14 protein-coding genes, 1 tRNA gene and 1 pseudogene are annotated in these 15,593 nt (G+C 76.1%); 4 read left to right on the top strand and 12 right to left on the bottom strand.

The window, feature by feature from the left end:
- Window positions 1–81 precede the first annotated feature (81 nt).
- Entirely contained in the window at window positions 82–969 is an 888-nt protein-coding gene (locus F1544_RS08870) for a glycosyltransferase (protein ID WP_167584358.1), read from the top strand.
- Here the strand turns inward: F1544_RS08870 and F1544_RS08865 are convergent.
- From F1544_RS08865 to galU, 12 genes are all read right to left on the bottom strand, one after another.
- On the bottom strand, window positions 956–1,891 hold the full coding sequence (locus tag F1544_RS08865) for a glycosyltransferase family 2 protein (RefSeq protein WP_167584356.1): 936 nt from the start codon (window positions 1,889–1,891) through the stop codon (window positions 956–958). The genes F1544_RS08870 and F1544_RS08865 overlap by 14 nt on opposite strands.
- Window positions 1,888–3,246, bottom strand: a complete 1,359-nt coding sequence (locus F1544_RS26250; protein ID WP_167584354.1) for a glycosyltransferase family 4 protein — start codon at window positions 3,244–3,246, stop codon at window positions 1,888–1,890. The genes F1544_RS08865 and F1544_RS26250 overlap by 4 nt, the downstream gene beginning before the upstream one ends.
- Before the next feature lie 131 nt (window positions 3,247–3,377).
- On the bottom strand, window positions 3,378–4,247 hold the full coding sequence (locus tag F1544_RS08855; protein WP_208971550.1) for a WecB/TagA/CpsF family glycosyltransferase: 870 nt from the start codon (window positions 4,245–4,247) through the stop codon (window positions 3,378–3,380).
- Between the two features lie 26 nt (window positions 4,248–4,273).
- Window positions 4,274–5,248 carry a glycosyltransferase family 2 protein gene (locus F1544_RS08850; RefSeq protein ID WP_167584352.1) on the bottom strand — a complete coding sequence of 325 codons (975 nt, stop codon included), beginning with the start codon at window positions 5,246–5,248 and terminating at the stop codon, window positions 4,274–4,276.
- Between the two features lie 150 nt (window positions 5,249–5,398).
- Entirely contained in the window at window positions 5,399–6,985 is a 1,587-nt protein-coding gene (locus F1544_RS08845) for a sugar transferase (protein ID WP_167584350.1), read from the bottom strand.
- A 354-nt stretch (window positions 6,986–7,339) separates the two neighbouring features.
- A tRNA-Ala gene (locus F1544_RS08840) sits at window positions 7,340–7,412 on the bottom strand.
- 76 nt (window positions 7,413–7,488) lie between these two features.
- Complete coding sequence (locus F1544_RS08835) at window positions 7,489–8,292, bottom strand: flagellar biosynthesis protein FlhF (RefSeq protein WP_167584348.1); 804 nt, start codon at window positions 8,290–8,292, stop codon at window positions 7,489–7,491.
- Window positions 8,293–8,429: 137 nt separating this feature from the next.
- The gene (locus F1544_RS08830) at window positions 8,430–9,029 is read right to left on the bottom strand and encodes a GNAT family N-acetyltransferase (protein ID WP_167584347.1); all 600 of its coding nucleotides are present in this window, start codon (window positions 9,027–9,029) and stop codon (window positions 8,430–8,432) included.
- Entirely contained in the window at window positions 9,026–9,562 is a 537-nt protein-coding gene (locus tag F1544_RS08825; protein WP_167584346.1) for a MogA/MoaB family molybdenum cofactor biosynthesis protein, read from the bottom strand. Before F1544_RS08825 ends, F1544_RS08830 begins: the two co-directional genes overlap by 4 nt.
- Window positions 9,555–9,998: a cyclic pyranopterin monophosphate synthase MoaC gene (gene moaC / locus F1544_RS08820; RefSeq protein WP_167584457.1), complete on the bottom strand. Its 444-nt coding sequence runs from the start codon at window positions 9,996–9,998 to the stop codon at window positions 9,555–9,557. The genes F1544_RS08825 and moaC overlap by 8 nt, the downstream gene beginning before the upstream one ends.
- A gap of 68 nt (window positions 9,999–10,066) precedes the next feature.
- A complete protein-coding gene (gene glp / locus F1544_RS08815; protein WP_167584345.1) occupies window positions 10,067–11,350 on the bottom strand; it encodes a molybdotransferase-like divisome protein Glp in 1,284 nt (427 codons plus the stop codon).
- 36 nt (window positions 11,351–11,386) lie between these two features.
- Window positions 11,387–12,334, bottom strand: a complete 948-nt coding sequence (gene galU / locus F1544_RS08810; RefSeq protein WP_167584344.1) for a UTP--glucose-1-phosphate uridylyltransferase GalU — start codon at window positions 12,332–12,334, stop codon at window positions 11,387–11,389.
- 190 nt (window positions 12,335–12,524) lie between these two features.
- Between galU and F1544_RS08805 the strand changes: the two genes are divergently transcribed.
- From F1544_RS08805 to F1544_RS08795, 3 genes and pseudogenes are all read left to right on the top strand, one after another.
- Window positions 12,525–13,229: a 5-formyltetrahydrofolate cyclo-ligase gene (locus F1544_RS08805; protein WP_208971549.1), complete on the top strand. Its 705-nt coding sequence runs from the start codon at window positions 12,525–12,527 to the stop codon at window positions 13,227–13,229.
- Window positions 13,230–13,303: 74 nt separating this feature from the next.
- Window positions 13,304–14,797, top strand: a complete 1,494-nt coding sequence (locus F1544_RS08800) for a potassium/proton antiporter (protein WP_167584342.1) — start codon at window positions 13,304–13,306, stop codon at window positions 14,795–14,797.
- Between the two features lie 39 nt (window positions 14,798–14,836).
- Window positions 14,837–15,593, top strand: a pseudogene (locus tag F1544_RS08795) (hypothetical protein); the annotation flags it as partial.

Below are 15,593 nucleotides of genomic sequence, written 5' to 3'. Positions count from 1 at the left end.
AGCGTGAGAGGATGCGGCGTCCGGAGGGCCCGTGGTGCTCCCCCGCCGCGGTCCTCCCCGCACTCGCCAGGAGGTTCCCCCGTGGTCGCACGCGTCGCCGTCGTGGTTCCCGCCGGAGGCCCCGGACCGCTGCTCGACGGCGTCCTCGCGGCCCTGCGGGCCGCCGAGCGCCCCGCGGACGACCTGGTGGTCGTCGACGACTCCGCAGGCGGTTCCCTGCCGGCCCTCGAGGGCGTCCGCGTGGTCCGCTCGGGGGGTGTCGGGCCCTACGCCGCGCGCAACGTCGGCTGGCGCTCGACCGACGCCGACGTGGTCTTGTTCACCGACACCCGCAGCCGGCCCGAACCGTCGTGGTCGCGCCGCCTCGTCGAGCTGTTCGACGACGAGCGGGTGGCGCTGGCGGGCACGGAGACGGTCGTCGTGGCGGGCACGTCCTCGGTCTCGCGCGCCGCGGCCCGGCAGCAGATGTTCGCCGTCGAGGGCTACGTCGACCGGCCGTGGTTCCGGCCCTACCTGCCGACCTGCAACCTCGCGGTGCGCCGCAGCGACCTGGAGCGGGTCGGGGGTTTCGACGAGCAGCGCAGCGGGGGCGACGCCGACCTGTGCTGGCGGATCACCGACGAACCCGGGCGGGAGCTGCGGGTCGTGCGCGAACCCCTCATGCGCTGGATCCCCCGCGAACACCTGCGCGAACACCTCGAGCAGACCTACCGCTACGGTCGCAGCAACTACCGGTTGCGCCGCGCGTGGTCCGACCGCGGTGCGCCGCAGGCGGTCCCGCCGGCGGTGGGGGTGCTGGCCCGCTCCGCCGGCCTCCTGCCCCTGCGGCTGGGGTGGGCGCTGCTACGACGCCGGCCCGACCGCGTCGAGGGGCTCACGGTCGAGATGGGGCACCTCGCCCACAGCCTGGGGACCCGGCGCGCCGCGGCCGAGGAGCACCGCACCGCGAGCGCGGTCAGGAACGGCTGAACGCGCGCAGACCCGACGGGACGGGGCACGCCGCCGCGTCCGCGCCGCCCGCGCACACGGGCACCGCGAACCCGGGGACCTCGGGGCCGCCCGCACGCCGGGTGCGGCGGTCGACGTCCCAGCGGGCCGCGACCTCGATCGCCCGGGTGCGCCCGAGGCGGGACGCGGAACTCAGGTAGGGGTCGTGCGGCGTGGGCCGGACCCAGTCCAGCACGGCCTCACGCAGACCGAACCCCGGCAGCGGCCGCAGGTGGTGGGTGGCCCCGACCTCCTTGACCAGGCGGCGGTAGTAGGACGCCGCGCCGCCGGAGCGGCGGTGGACGCCGACGACGACCAGCCGCTGGTCGACCACGAGCGGACCCGCGCCGGCCAGCGCGCGCCAGGTCCACTCCTTGTCCTCGCTGGCGCTCAGCGACTCGTCGAAGCGGTGGTGCCGCCAGGCGTCCGCGCGCCAGGCCGAGGCGTGGTTGCTGAACCCCCACCAGGGGTGGGCGAGCACGTACTCGTGCGACGCGGCCACGGGGCCGTCCAGCGGGACCCCGTGCGCGTCCGTGGTCAGGCCCACGGCCGCGGTGGCCCCCGCGTGCAGGTGCGAGACGGCCGTCCGCAGCCAGGCGGGGTCCGGCAGCACGCAGTGGCTGGACAGCGCCACGTGCACGTCGGTCGTCGCGGCGGCCGCGCCCGCGTTCAGCGCACCGCCGTAGGTGAACTCCCCGCGCGGCACGTGGACCACGCGGTCGGCCAGGGCGTCGGCGAGCCCCAGGGTCGCGTCGGTGGAACCCGAGTCGACGACCACGACCTCGGCGGGGACGTCCTGCGCGCGCACGCTCGTGAGGGTCGCCTCCAGCGTCGCGGCCGAGTCGAAGGTGCGGACGACGACGCTCGCGACGGGTTCCGCAGCGTGGGTCACGCCGTCGCTCACGCGGGGCCCGCCCCGCGACGGCCGGCGGTGCGGCGCCACAGCGCCACGAGGCGTGCCGCGTTCTCCGCGGGCTGGAACTCCTCGACGATGCGCCGGCGGGCGCGGCGGCCGAGCTCGGCCCGCTCCTGCGGGGCGGCGGCGAGCCGCTCGACCGCGGCGGCCACCAGCTCCGGCCGGCCCGGTTCGACGAGCAGCCCGGTGTCGCCGTCGCGGACCAGCTCCGGGATCCCGGCGATGCGGGTCGTCACCACGGGCAGCTCCGTGGCCATGGCCTCCATGAGCACCACGGGGACGCCCTCGGCGTAGCTGGGCAGGCAGAAGACGTCGGCCCACTCGTACCAGGCGGGCAGGTCGTCCTGGCCGACGGGGCCGAGGAGGCGGACCACGTCCTGCAGGTCCTGCCCGGCGACCTCGGCCGCCAGCTGCTCGCGCAGGGGCCCGTTGCCGATGACCACGACGTCGAGGTCGCGGCCCGCGGCGCGCAGCAGCGCCACGGCGGCCAGCAGGTCCGACGGGCCCTTCTCGGGGACGAGGCGGCCGACGAAGAGGAGCCGCAGCGGGCCGGGCTCGCGGCCGGCGCGCCGGTCGGCGGCGGGCGCGAAGCGGGTCACGTCCACGCCCATGCGCACCAGGCCGAGGTGGTCGGTCTCGCCGGCCTCGACCAGCGCGGCCAGCTCGTCGCGGCAGTAGTCGCTGATGCAGGCCACGGCGGCCGCGGAGCGCACCTTGGCCGCGAGGTCGTGACCGACGGGGTCGGTGAACTCGGTCGGGCCGTGCATGCTGAAGGTCCAGCGCCAGCCCGCGTCGGGCCCGTCCACGGCGCGGCCCAGCGCGACCGCGAGCCGGGCGACGTCGGCGCCGTTGTTGGCGAAGTGCACGTGCACGTGGCGGACGCCGCGCCGGCGCAGGTGCTGCACCAGCAAGGCGGCCTCGACGAGGTAGAAGTGCTGCCAGACCTTCGCCCGCGCGGTGCGTGGACCGCTCCTCCAGGCCGTGGCGAGGCCGTGCAGCAGGGCCGCCGGACGGGTCCGGACCAGCTCGAGCAGGGCTCCGGCGTACGCGGTGACCGGCCGGCCGAGCAGGGCGGTGGTCCGCTCCGCCTCGGCCCGGGAGACCGCGGACAGCCGGGCGTCCGCTCCCGGTCCGCGGACGGTGAACGTCTCGACGACGACGCCCGCCTGGCGCAGCGCGACGACCTCGCGCTCGATGAAGGCGTGCGACAGCGCCGGGTAGGCGCTCACGAGGAACGCCACCGGGGGCACCGGTGCGGCTGCTTCGCGCACGACGGAGGGGAGGTCGGCCCGCTCGGTCGTCGTGCTGGTGCGGTCGAGGTCGGCGGTGCGCCGCGCTTCCACCCGGTGGGTCCTCCTGGTCGGTCCGGCCGGGCGCGCGAGGGCGCTCGACCTGCGGAGCGGTGCTGGTGACAGGTGCTGGTGGTGGGCGACGGGCTCTGCCGCCCTCACCCGGGTGTGGCGCCGGTCGGGCCTCAGGCGCGGCGGCGGCCGGCGAGCACGGAGCGCGCCATCAGCCCCGCCGCGTACGGCAGGTCGTGCACCAGGTAGCGCTTGGCCATCCGGCGCGGCTCCATCGCGAGGCGGTGCACCCACTCGAGGCCGCTGCGCTGGATCCACTCCGGGGCGCGCGAGACCTCGCCGGCGACCATGGTCAGGGTGCCCCCGCACCCGATGAACCACGTCTGGGGCAGGTGCTCGCGCAACCGGACCATGAGCTTCTCCTGCTTGGGGAAGCCCAGGGCCACGAACACGAGGTCCGGCTTGGCCTCGACCACGGCCGCGACCGTGTCGGCGAGCTGCTCGTCGTCGGCCTCGAAGCCGAACGGCGGGCAGTCCCAGCCGGCGATGCCGAGGTCGGTGACCTCGTCCTGCAACCGCTGCGCAGCCCGCTCGGCGATCCCCTCCGCGCCTCCGAGCAGGTAGAGCGAGCGGTCGGTGGCGGCAGCCGCCCGCGACAGCGACCAGATGAGCGAGGAGCCCGTGACCCGCTCGGGCAGCTCCTCGCCGCGCAGCCGGCTCGCCCACACGATGGGCATGCCGTCCGGGACGACGAGCTCGGCCTGCTCGGCGAGCTCCCGCAGCTGCGGCCGCCGCAGCTGGCGCAGGATGTCGACGTTCGGCGTGATGAGGTTGCCGCCCCGGCCGCGGGACAGCGCCTCGAAGACGTGGGCCACCACCTCGTGCTCGCGCAGCGCGTCGAAGGCGACGTCGTCGATGGTCACCTGCGCGTGCTCCTCGCGCCGCGGAGCGGGTCGCGAGGACGTGGTGGTCGCGCCGGGCATTCGCTCGGTGACGGACGGTAGCGACACGAGGGTGCGTCGTGCCGGGAAGTCGAGAGCCATGAGATCTCCTGAGGTCGACCGGTCGCTCACCGCGTCGAGGTGTCCCGCTGCCAGGCAGTCGACTGCCGGCGGCGCGCGGAGACCCTCGAGGCGATGGTGACGGCGGTGTAGACGGCGAACGACGGGATCAGGCGGGGTCGCACCAGCGCGAGCCGCAGGAGCGCGGTGGTCGTGGTCGTGGTGGTCCGCCCGAAGCGGCGTTCTCCCCCGTCGGCGCTCTCGCCAGGACCCGTCGGGTCCGTGCGCCCCCCGGCGCCGTCGGTGTCGTGCGTGGCGGTGCATAGGTCCAGGACCTCCGCGCCTCCGAGCTCGGCGTTGCCGCGAGCGGTCCGGGTGCGCACCTTCAGCAGGTTGCGCAGGTCGCGCGGGGCGGCGACGACGAACTCGCCGTCGCTGACCGCCCGCTCACCCGGGCTGAACAGCCGCTGCACGAACAGGTCGTCGCTCGTCACCCGCGGGAAGTCGCCGAAGCGGGCGCGGCCCGCCTCCGACATCCCGTAGACGCCGAGCCCGACCAGGCCGTCGCGGACGTAGGGCAGCTCGCGGTAGGCGGCGTAGAACGCGCGCACGGGCCACGAGGAGCGGGAGGTGTCGAACACGACCCGCGGGGAGGCGACCAGCACGCCCTCGCGCCGCAGCGTGGCCGCGAGCGCGTCGAGGGTGCCGGGCGTGAGACGGATGTCGGCGTCGAGGTAGACGCGGGGGAAGGCGAGCGCGGCGTGGTCGCCGGCGCTCAGCGCGGCCGCCTTCGACGGCTCGGTCAGCTCGACGACGCGGGCACCGGCGGCGCGGGCGACGTCGGCGGTCGCGTCGGTGCAGCCGTTGGCCACGACCACGACGTCGGCGACCTCGGTGCCGACCGCGCCGGCCAGCGCCTGCAGCGTGCCGGCGAGCGTGCGGGCCTCGTCGTGGGCCGGGACGACGACCGAGACGGTCGCGCTGCCGAGGGCGCCGGGGTCGACGACGGGAGCGTCGAGGACCTGCGTGTCCGCCGCTCCCATGCCTCCGCCTCTCGGTCCGTCGGGCTCCCTGATCGGCCCAGTTGCGTCACTTCCCGTGACGCTTCGATGCGAATGGTAGCCAGACGAGGCCCGAACGGCGCAACCCTCGAGCGCCGGGACCCGTGCGGGGTTCGTCACCTCGGCCCCGGGTCAGTAGGCGCCGCGGCCGGTCAGGACCGCCCGGGCGGTCTTCGCGAGGATGACCGCGTCGAAGGCCGGGGACCAGTTCTCGACGTACTGCAGGTCCAGCCGGGTGGACTCGTCGAGGTCGAGGTCGGAGCGACCGCTGACCTGCCAGAGGCCCGTCAGGCCGGGCTTGACCAGCAGCCGGCGGCGCAGGTCCGAGCCGTACGCGGCGACCTCGCGGGGCAGCGGCGGGCGGGGGCCGACGAGCGACATGTCGCCCTTGAGGACGTTGATCAGCTGAGGCAGCTCGTCGAGGGAGTAGCGGCGCAGGGCGCTACCGACGCGCGTGATGCGGGGGTCGCGCTTCATCTTGAACAGCAGCCCGTTGCCGTCGTCGTCCTCGCGCAGGTCGATGAGCAGCTTCTCCGCGTCGGTGACCATGGAGCGGAACTTGTACATGGTGAACTCGACGCCGTCGCGGCCCGTGCGGCGCTGGCGGAAGAACGCCGGACCCTTGCTGTCGCAGCGGATGAGCACGGCGATGAGCAGGAACAGCGGGCTCAGCAGCGCCAGCGAGAGGGCCGCCGCGCCCCGGTCCAGGGTGGCCTTGCCGACGTGGCGCAGGCCGCGCAGCTCGGGCCGGTCGACGTGCAGCAGCGGCAGGCCGGAGACGGGGCGGATGACCACGCGGGGGCCGACGACGTCGGTCAGCGCGGGCGCCACGACGAGGTCCGCGCGGGTGTCCTCGAGCTCCCAGCCGAGGCGGCGCAGCACCGGGCCGTCGAGCTCGGGGCAGGTCAGCGTGGCGACGACGTCGGCGTCCGTGCGGCGCACCACGTCGGCGATCTCCTCGAGCGTGCCGAGGACGGGGATGCCCAGCGCCTCGAGCTCGGGGGTGCTGCGGCCGTCGGGCGTGCAGGCCGCGTCGACACGCAGGCCGTGGTCGGTCTGCTTGCGCACCTGGCGGGCCAGCGCGGCCACGGCGCGGGCGTGCCCCGCGACGACGGTGGCCTGCATGCAGCGGCCCGCCGCGCGGCGGGTGTGCAGGTACCAGCGGGCCCCCATCCGGGCCGCGATCGTCAGGATCCCGGCGACCGGCAGCGCCACGACGACGAACCCGCGGGCCACGTCGAGCTGGAAGGCCCACGACCCGGTCCCGACGAGGGCGACGATCGTCGTGCCGGCGAGCAGCACGCGCTGGTACTCCTCCGAGCCGACGGCGAGGAAGCGGGGCTCGTAGGCGCGGAAGAGGGCCGTCACGCCCACCCAGAGCGGCGGCAGCAGGATCATCGTCCAGGCCACCGAGAGGCCGCTGAGGGAGTTGTCGTGCAGCGGGGCGGCGCCGCCGAAGCGGACGGCCCAGCCGATCAGCGCCCCCAGGAGGGCGGCGACGGCGTCGGTGGCGACGATGGTGCGGACGTACTCGCGCTGCCAGGCGGGGCGGCGCGCCGCGGGCCGGGCGGCCAGGCCCGCGATGGGGGCGCCCGCGCTGGTCGTGCGGCGGCGGGACAGCGGCAGGAAGGGGTCCTGCGGACGAGCGGCTCGCGTCGAGCTGCCGTCGATGACTCGGCGTTGCTGGGCGGGCAGGACCCGGACTTCTTCTGCAGCCATGCGTCTCCTCCGGTGGGTCGGATGAACAGGTGGACCCACGACGGTGTGAGGCGCGCTCCCCGTTCGGACCAGCGATCGCCACGGAGGAGTGAGCTTGCGTGGCCCATGGTAGCGGGAGGTCACCCGTCTGCCGCAAGGCCCGCACACGAACAGCACAACCACCAGGCGGAGGGTGACGAGCTCGCGGCGTCCACGGTGGACAAGCACTCCGTGGACGAGAACCTTCCCCGCAGGGCCCACGACCTGGTGGGGACGGGTGCTCGATCGCGGGAAAGGGAAGACGTCCAGCCGCGGAGCGGGGCGGGAACGACGAAGGGCCCCGCCGGTGGTCCGGCGGGGCCCTGCGGTCCCGGGTGGAGCTGAGGGGATTCGAACCCCTGACCCCCTCGTTGCGAACGAGGTGCGCTACCAGCTGCGCCACAGCCCCTCTGCGAGTCCTCTGCCGAGGCCCCGAAGGCGTGTCCGAGGTTAGCAGGTGGTGCGGGGAGACCCGCACCACCGGCTCACTCGTTGACGGCCCGCGCCTGCTCGCGCAGGTCGATGAGGACGGTCGGGGTGTCGTCGACGTGCACCGCGGCGGCCGGAACGGGCCTCGGCAGCGGCCGCTCGGGCGCCTTCGGCTTGAGCAGGTAGGTCGGCAGCGGGACCGCCACGGGCTCCCAGGACCCCTCCTCGGCCCGGGGGGCGGCGGGGACGAGCTCGGGCTCGCGCTGGGCCGGCAGGACGGCGGTGACGTCCGCCTCGGCGGGGGTCTGCACCACGGGCGGCGCCGTCCGCTGCGCGGGTGCCGCCGGGAGCACCGTGGTCACGACGACGGGGGCCGCCGCGGTGCGCGCCGCGCCGTGGCGGGCCAGGGCCGCGAGGACGAGCAGCAGCGCCAGCGCGGGGACGGCGGCGAGCAGGACGGGCACGGCACCGGCCGCTCCGGCCACCCCGCCGGCGACGGAGGCCGCGAGCAGCAGCAGGACGAGCCGGCGACGTCGCTGGACGACGGCACCGCTCGTCCGGGTCGCGGCCGGGGCGACCGGCAGCGCGCGGGCAGCCGTCGCTCCAGGAATAGGGGTGGACGCCGCGGCCCGCACGACGGAACCACCGAGGACCCGGCGGCTCGAGGGTTCCAGCGCCAGCAGCGCGGGGGCCGCGGGCGCCGCGGTCCCGGGCCGGCGCACGACGACCCGCAGGGCCGCGGAGTCCCGGTCGGCGATGCGCGCCGACGCCGTCCGCCGTCGGCGCTTGATGGCGCCGGGCACGAGGAAGGCGGCCCAGAGGGCGATGATGACGAGGAAGATCGAACTGCTGGCGTGCACGGTCAGCCACGGTAGGGGTCCGCGGGGTGCGCGTCCGCCACCGACCCGGCGTGTTGCGCTGTGCGCTCGCTGGAACCGCCTCGGGGACGTCGTCGGAACTCCCGGGAGGACCGCCGGGTGAAACCCTGTCGGGCTCGTCAGCTCCTGGCGCGCAACGCTTCGTAGCGGCTGAGCAGCCCTTCGGGGACCTCGTCGCTGGTGATGGCGAACGTCCGGTGGTCGCGCCACGCGCCGTCGATGTGCAGGAACCTCTCGCGCAGCCCCTCGTCGCGCAGGCCGAGCTTCTCCGCGACCCGCAGCGACGCCGCGTTCTCCGGCCGGATGTTCACCTCGAGGCGGTGCAGCCGCAGCGCGCGGAAGCAGTGGTCCCCGACCAGCGCCAGGGCGTAGGGGATCGTGCCGCGGCCGGCGACGCGCTGGTCGACCCAGTACCCGACGTGCGCGGAGCGCAGGGAACCCCAGGTGATCCCGGAGACGGTGATCTGCCCGACGAGGCGGCCGTCGAGCTCCACGACGAAGGGCAGCATGCGCCCCGCCCGCGCCTCGCGGGTGAAGCTGCGGACCATCTGCCCGAACGTGGGCGGCGGCCCGGAGGCCTCGGGGCTCGTCGCCTCCCAGGGGCGCAGCCAGGAGGCGTTCGCGGCGCGCACGGCCCGCCACGCGGTCGCGTCGCGGCGGCGCAGGGGGCGCAGCAGGACCGCGCCGTGGCGCAGCTCCACGGGCCACTCGGGCGTCATCCCGCGCCCCCGGAGCGCGGGTGGTCGCCGCCGCGGACCTGGTCGACCGCGTGGACGAGGAAGCCCGCCAGCACCCGCACGCCGTCGCGGGCGCCGCCCGTGGACCCCGGCAGGTTCACGACGAAGGTGCGGCCCACGACGCCCGCGAGCCCGCGCGAGAGGGCCGCCGTCGGCACGCCCGCGGCCAGGCCGGCGGCCCGGATCGCCTCCGGCACACCGGGGACCTCGTAGTCCAGGACCCGGCGCGTGCGCTCCGGGGTGAGGTCCAGCGGGCTCAGCCCGGTGCCGCCGTTGGTGACCACGACGTCGTAGCCGGCCGCGACGGCGTCGCGCAGGGCCTCCTCGACCGGGTCGCCGTCGGGGACCACGAGGGGGCCGTCGACGGAGAAGCCGAGGGCGCGCAGGCCGTCGACGACGACCGGGCCGGAGGTGTCGGCGTAGACGCCCGCGGAGGCGCGGTTGGAGACGGTGACCACGAGCGCCGAGCGCTCGGGGGCGCTCTCGCCGGGGGTGGCACCGGACGGCTCAGTCATCGACGCTCCAGTCCCCCGACCGCCCACCGCTCTTGGCGGTGACCCGGACACCCGTGATGGTGGTCCGCTTGTCGACGGCCTTGACCATGTCCACGAAGGTGAGGGCGGCGACGCTCACGCACGTCAGCGCCTCCATCTCCACCCCCGTGCGGTCGGCCGTGCGCACCAGCGCACGGATGCGGACCCCGGGCCGGGCCGGGTCCTCGTCCACCGCGATGTCGACCTCGACGGCGTGCACCGCCACAGGATGCGCCAGCGGGACGAGTTCCGGGGTGCGTTTGGCGGCCTGCAGCCCGGCGATGCGGGCCACGGCGAGCGCGTCGCCCTTGGGCAGACCGCCGGCGCCGAGCAGCGCCACGACCTCGGCGGAGCAGTCGACCCGCCCCTCGGCCCGGGCCTCGCGAACCGTGACGGCCTTCGCGGACACGTCCACCATGCGCGCCCGGCCCTCGGCGTCCAGGTGCGTGAGCCGCTGCGGCGCAGCGCCTCCCGCGTCCGGGCCGCTCACGCGAGCGCCTGCGGCAGCGGGCCGAGCAGCAGGCACTCGACCTCGTCGCCGACCTCGACGCGGGAGGTGCCCACGCCGACGACCGCGAGGCACGTGGCGTGGGCGAGCGCCGTCACGAGGTGCGAGCCGTGGCCGGAGACGGGCCGCACGAGCAGTCGGCCGTCGTCGCCCACGCGCCACGACGCGCGCACGTACTGCTCCTTGCCCACGGGTGAGGACCAGCCCTCCTCGGCGGTGCAGCGCACGCGGGGCCGCTGGGAGTCCGGCCCGTCCGCGCCGAGCATGCGCCGCAGCGCGGGGCGGACGAAGACCTCGAAGGACACGAAGGCGCTCACGGGGTTGCCGGGCAGCGTGAACACCGGGATGCGCTGCTCGCCGAGCACCCCGGCGCCCTGAGGCATCCCGGGCTGCATGGCGACCCGGTCGAAGCGCACGTCGGACGTGGCCGACAGGACCTCCTTGACGGTGTCGTAGGCGCCCTCGCTGACCCCGCCGGAGGTGATGACGACGTCGGCGCGGACCAGCTGGTCGTCCAGCACGGACGCCAGCTCGACCGGGTCGTCCGCCACGACCCCGACGCGGTAGGCGAGCGCCCCGACGTCCTCGGCGGCCGCGGTCAGCAGGTACCCGTTGGCGTCGTGCAGCTGCCCGTGACCGAGGGCCGTGCCGGGCTCGACGACCTCGGTGCCGGTGGACACCACGACGACCCGGGGGCGGGGGCGCACCCGCACCCGGGCCCGCCCGACCGCGGCGAGGACGCCGATGTGGCGAGGCTCCAGGCGGGTGCCGGCCTCGACGACGACGGTGCCCGCGGCCACGTCCTCCCCGGCCCGGCGCAGGTGCTGGCCCGGCTGCGGCACGCGCCGCACGAGCACCTGCGACACCCCGCGGTCGGTCCACTCCACGGGCACGACGGCCTCGGTGCCCGTGGGCAGCGGGGCCCCCGTCATGATCCGCGCCGTGGTGCCCGAGGGCAGGCGCATCGGCTGCGCCGCCCCGGCCGGGACGTCGGCGACGACCGGCAGGCGCACCGGCGTGTCCTCCCCCGCCCCCTCGACGTCGCGCAGCTTCACGGCGTAGCCGTCCATGCCGGAGTTGTCGAAGGCCGGCAGCGCGCGCGGCGAGACGACGTCCTCGGCGAGGACGCAGCCCAGCGCGTCGCGCAGCGCCACGTCCAGCGGGGCGAGCGGCCGCACGAGCTCCAGGCAGGCCGCCAGGTGCTCCGCGACGGGGACCAGCGCAGGCGGCCGGTCCGTCGTCGCGGTCGGGGGGAGGGTCACGGCGCGGCGGTCCTCAGCGGTCGGCGGGGCGGGCGGTCACGAGGCGGAGCTGTCGGCCGCGGTGCTCTCGCCCGCGCCGGACGCGACGTACTCGCCCAGCCACGTGCGCAGGTCCGCGCCGATGTCGGCGCGCTCGCTGGCGAGGCGCACGACGGCCTTGATGTAGTCCAGCTTGTCGCCCGTGTCGTAGCGGCGCCCGCGGAAGACGACGCCGTGCACGCCGTAGCCGGGGCCGTCGCCCTGCGCGAGGACCTGCAGCGCGTCGGTCAGCTGGATCTCGCCGCCCTTGCCGGGCGGCGTGTCGTGCAGGACGCCGAACACGGCCGGGTCCAGCAGGTAGCGGCCGATGATCGCGAGGTCGCTGGGCGCGTCCTCGGTCTTCGGCTTCTCCACCAGGCCGCTGACCTTCACGACGTCGGGGGTGTCGGTGGCCTCGGCCACCGCGCAGCCGTAGAGGTGGATCTGGTCGTGGGGGACCTCCATGAAGGCGACGACGCTGCCGCCGAGGCGCTCGCGCACCTCGATCATGGTGTCCAGCAACGGGTCGCGGGCGTCGACGATGTCGTCGCCCAGCAGGACCACGAACGGCTCGTCGCCGACGTGCTGCTCCGCGACGAGGACCGCGTGGCCGAGGCCCTTGGGGTCGCCCTGGCGGACGTAGTGGACCTGCGCGAGGTCCGTGGACTCCTGCACGCGGGCGAGCTTGGCGGAGTCGCCCTTGGCCTCCAGCCCCACCTCGAGCTCGACGTTGCGGTCGAAGTGGTCCTCGAGCGAGCGCTTGTTCCGGCCCGTGATCATCAGGACGTCGGTCAGGCCCGCGCGGACGGCCTCCTCGACGATGTACTGGATCGCCGGGGTGTCCACCACCGGCAGCATCTCCTTGGGCATCGCCTTGGTGGCGGGCAGGAAGCGCGTCCCCTGCCCCGCCGCCGGGATCACGGCCTTGCGCACAGCGCGGCCGGGACGGTCGTCGCGTTCAGTCATGGGGCCGGAGGCTACCGTCCGCCCGCCCGCGGGCACGGCGAGCAGTGCCGCAGGGCCGTGTGAGCGACACGGATCGTGTCCGTTCCGCGACGCGCCCGGCGTGGCATCCGCTGCTCGCGAGGAGCACACTCCACACGAGGACACCTCACGCCAGCCCCGCGCGAGCGCGTCCCGAGCGCGAGGAGCCGGCGTGCCACCCACCCGTCACGACGACCTGAGCTCGCGGACCGACGTGCGCCGCGCCGAGCCCGCCGCCGCCGGCGCCCCCCGGGGCTGGACCGTGCCGGCCGAGGACCGCCTCGTCGTCGTGCACGACCGCCTGGCCGTCGAGGCCCACAAGGCCGGCGTGCGCCGCGGCGTGCGGAGCCAGCGCAAGCAGCGCGACGCCGCCACCGCCGCCGGGGTCGACACCGCCGTCGCCCGGGTGCTGCTCGACTCGCCGCTCCTGCACGGCGTCACCCGCGTCGCCTGCTACGCCTCCCGGGCGGGCGAGCCGGGCACCCGCGCCACGCTCGCGGAGCTGCGCCGCGCGGGCGTCGAGGTGCTGCTGCCCGTGGTGCGCCACGACGGCGACCTGGACTGGGAGGTCCGTCCCGTGCGCACCGGTGCGGGCGCCGGCCGCGGTCCCGGGCCCGTCGGCGCGCACGCCCTGGCCACGGTCGACCTCGTCATCGTCCCCGCACTCGCCGTCGACACGGCCGGGCGCCGCCTCGGCCAGGGCGGCGGCAGCTACGACCGGGCCCTGACGCGCGTGCCGCACCGGGTGCCGGTCATCGCCGTCGTGCACGACGACGAGCTCGTCGACGCTGCCGTCGCGCCGCTGCCCGTGCTGCCCCACGACCGTCCCGTCCAGGCCGTCGTGACCCCGACCCGCTGGCTGTGGCTCGCCGCCTGAGCTGAAGGCGGCCGACACTCCGGTCCGGCACCGCGGGTCCGGTGACACGCCGTGTCGTCCCGGTACGGTGCGGCATGACCCTCGAGGAGTTCAGCCGCGTGCTGCTCCTGTCCTCGGGGGTCCTGCTGCTCGCGGTCCTCGCGGTGCGCCTCGCCGTCCGCACGGGCCTGCCCTCGCTGCTGCTGTACCTGGGCTTCGGGCTGCTCATCGGCGAGGACGGGCTCGGCATCCCCTTCGCCGACGCCCAGCTCGCCCAGGTGCTCGGCTACGCCGCCCTCGTCCTGATCCTGGCCGAGGGCGGTCTCACGACGAGGTGGTCGACGGTGCGGGGCTCGCTCGGCCCCGCGGCCGTGCTGGCCACGGTGGGCACCACGGTGTCGATCGCGGTCACCGGGGCCGCGGCGCACTGGCTGCTCGGGCTGGGCTGGACCCAGGCCGTGCTGGTCGGGGCGGTCGTGTCCTCCACCGACGCGGCCGCCGTGTTCTCAGTCCTGCGCCAGGTGCCGCTGCCCGGCCGGCTCAGCGGCCTGCTCGAGGCCGAGTCCGGGCTCAACGACGCCCCCGTGGTCATCGCCGTCGTGGCGCTGACCGACATCGCGGTCGGCGCCACGGCGCACACCTGGTACTACTTCGTCGGCGAGGCCGTCTTCGAGCTCGCCGTGGGCACCGCCGTCGGCCTCGCCGTGGGGTTCGCCGGCGCCCTCCTGCTGCGCCGCAGCGCGCTGCCCGCGTCCGGGCTGTACCCGATCGCGGTCCTGGCGCTCGCGGTCGGGGCCTTCGCCGTCGCCGACGTGCTGCACGCCTCGGGGTTCCTCGCGACCTACCTCTGCGCCCTGGTGCTGGGCAACTCCCGCCTGCCGCACCGCACCTCCACCCGGGGCTTCGCCGAGGCCTTCGGGTGGCTCGCGCAGATCGGCCTGTTCGTCATGCTCGGCCTGCTGGCCGACCCCTCGCGGCTGCCGGGCGCGCTGGGCGACGCGCTGCTCGTCGGGCTGGCCCTGACGCTGCTGGCCCGGCCGCTGTCGGTGCTCGTGAGCCTGCTGCCGTTCCGGCTGCCGCGCACCGAGCTGGCGTTCCTGTCCTGGGCGGGGCTGCGGGGGGCCGTTCCCGTCGTGCTGACGACCGTGCCGCTCGTGAGCGGGGTCGCGGGAGCGGAGCAGCTCTTCGACGTCGTCCTGGTCCTGGTCGTCGTGTTCACGCTCGTGCAGGCGCCGACGCTGCCGTTCCTCGCCCGCACGCTGGGCCTGCAGTCCAGCGTGCCGACGACCGACCTCGACGTGGAGGTCTCCCCGCTCGGGACCCTGTCCGCGGACGTCGTCCGGGTGCGGATCGGGCCGGGCTCGCGCCTGCACGGCGTGGAGGTGTTCGAGCTGCGCCTGCCGCGCGGGGCGAACGTGACCCTCGTGGCGCGCGACGGGTCGACGTTCGTGCCGCAGCCGCGCACGGCGCTGCGCCACGGCGACGACGTGCTCGTGGTGACGGCCGCCGCCGAGCGGTCGATCGTGGAGCGCCGGCTCGCGCAGATCAGCCGCTTCGGCAAGCTCGCGGACTGGCACGACCCGGTCTGACTCCCGCACTTGCCGTGAGCAGACGATTACTGTCAGCTCGTGCGCTCCCTCCTCGCCGGCGTCGTCGCCGCGATCGGCACCACCGCCCTGCTCGCGCCCCCGGCGGCTGCCCTCACCCCCCTCCCCCGCGACGCCGCCGCCGCGGACGTCGTCCTCGCGGCCGGGGCGCCGAGCGTCGAGCTCAGCTCCTCCCGGGAGGTCGTCGCGCCCGGCGTCACCCTCGAACGGCGCGCCACCCTGGACGCCGCCGGGCCGGTGCGCACCCAGGTCCTGCGCCTGTCGGCCGGCAGCACGAGCCGGCCGGACCTGCTGCAGGACAGCCTCTCCCGGCCCCGCACGCCCGCCGACCTCGCCGCGGCGGGCGGCGCCGTCGCGGCCGTGAACGGGGACTTCTTCGACATCGACCGCACGGGTGCCCCCGACGGACCGGTGGCCGTCGACGGCCGGGTCGTGAAGGCCGAGGACGTCCCGCAGGCCGTCGTGGGCCTCGACGGGGCGGCCGCCGGGCGCCTGTCGGAGGCGCTGCTGAGCGGGACCGCGACCGTCGCGGGCCGCACCTGGGCGCTGGCCTCGCTCAACCCCGGGCACGCCCGCGCCGACGCCGTCGCCGCCTACACCCCCGCCTGGGGCCCCGGGGACCGTCGCTTCGCCGCCCCCGACGGGGCCGTGGAGCTCGAGGTCCGCGACGGCCGGGTCACCGCCGTGCGCCCCGCCCCCACCGCGCTCGCCGTGCCCGCCGACGGGGTCGTCCTGCTCGCCACCGGCACCGCCGCGACCGCCCTGCGCGCCACCGCCG

This window comes from Kineococcus rubinsiae (genome assembly GCF_011839805.1).
Lineage (GTDB): Bacteria > Actinomycetota > Actinomycetes > Actinomycetales > Kineococcaceae > Kineococcus > Kineococcus rubinsiae.
This window is presented reverse-complemented; position numbering and strand designations above follow the sequence as displayed.

Bases quoted from the DNA above. Each gene is read 5' to 3' on its own strand.
- F1544_RS08855 (WP_208971550.1), bottom strand. From the start codon at position 4,247: ATGGCTCTCGACTTCCCGGCACGACGCACCCTCGTGTCGCTACCGTCC.
- F1544_RS08850 (WP_167584352.1), bottom strand. From the start codon at position 5,248: ATGGGAGCGGCGGACACGCAGGTCCTCGACGCTCCCGTCGTCGACCCC.
- F1544_RS08845 (WP_167584350.1), bottom strand. From the start codon at position 6,985: ATGGCTGCAGAAGAAGTCCGGGTCCTGCCCGCCCAGCAACGCCGAGTC.
- F1544_RS08830 (WP_167584347.1), bottom strand. From the start codon at position 9,029: ATGACGCCCGAGTGGCCCGTGGAGCTGCGCCACGGCGCGGTCCTGCTG.
- F1544_RS08825 (WP_167584346.1), bottom strand. From the start codon at position 9,562: ATGACTGAGCCGTCCGGTGCCACCCCCGGCGAGAGCGCCCCCGAGCGC.
- moaC (WP_167584457.1), bottom strand. From the start codon at position 9,998: ATGGTGGACGTGTCCGCGAAGGCCGTCACGGTTCGCGAGGCCCGGGCC.
- galU (WP_167584344.1), bottom strand. From the start codon at position 12,334: ATGACTGAACGCGACGACCGTCCCGGCCGCGCTGTGCGCAAGGCCGTG.
- F1544_RS08800 (WP_167584342.1), top strand. From the start codon at position 13,304: ATGACCCTCGAGGAGTTCAGCCGCGTGCTGCTCCTGTCCTCGGGGGTC.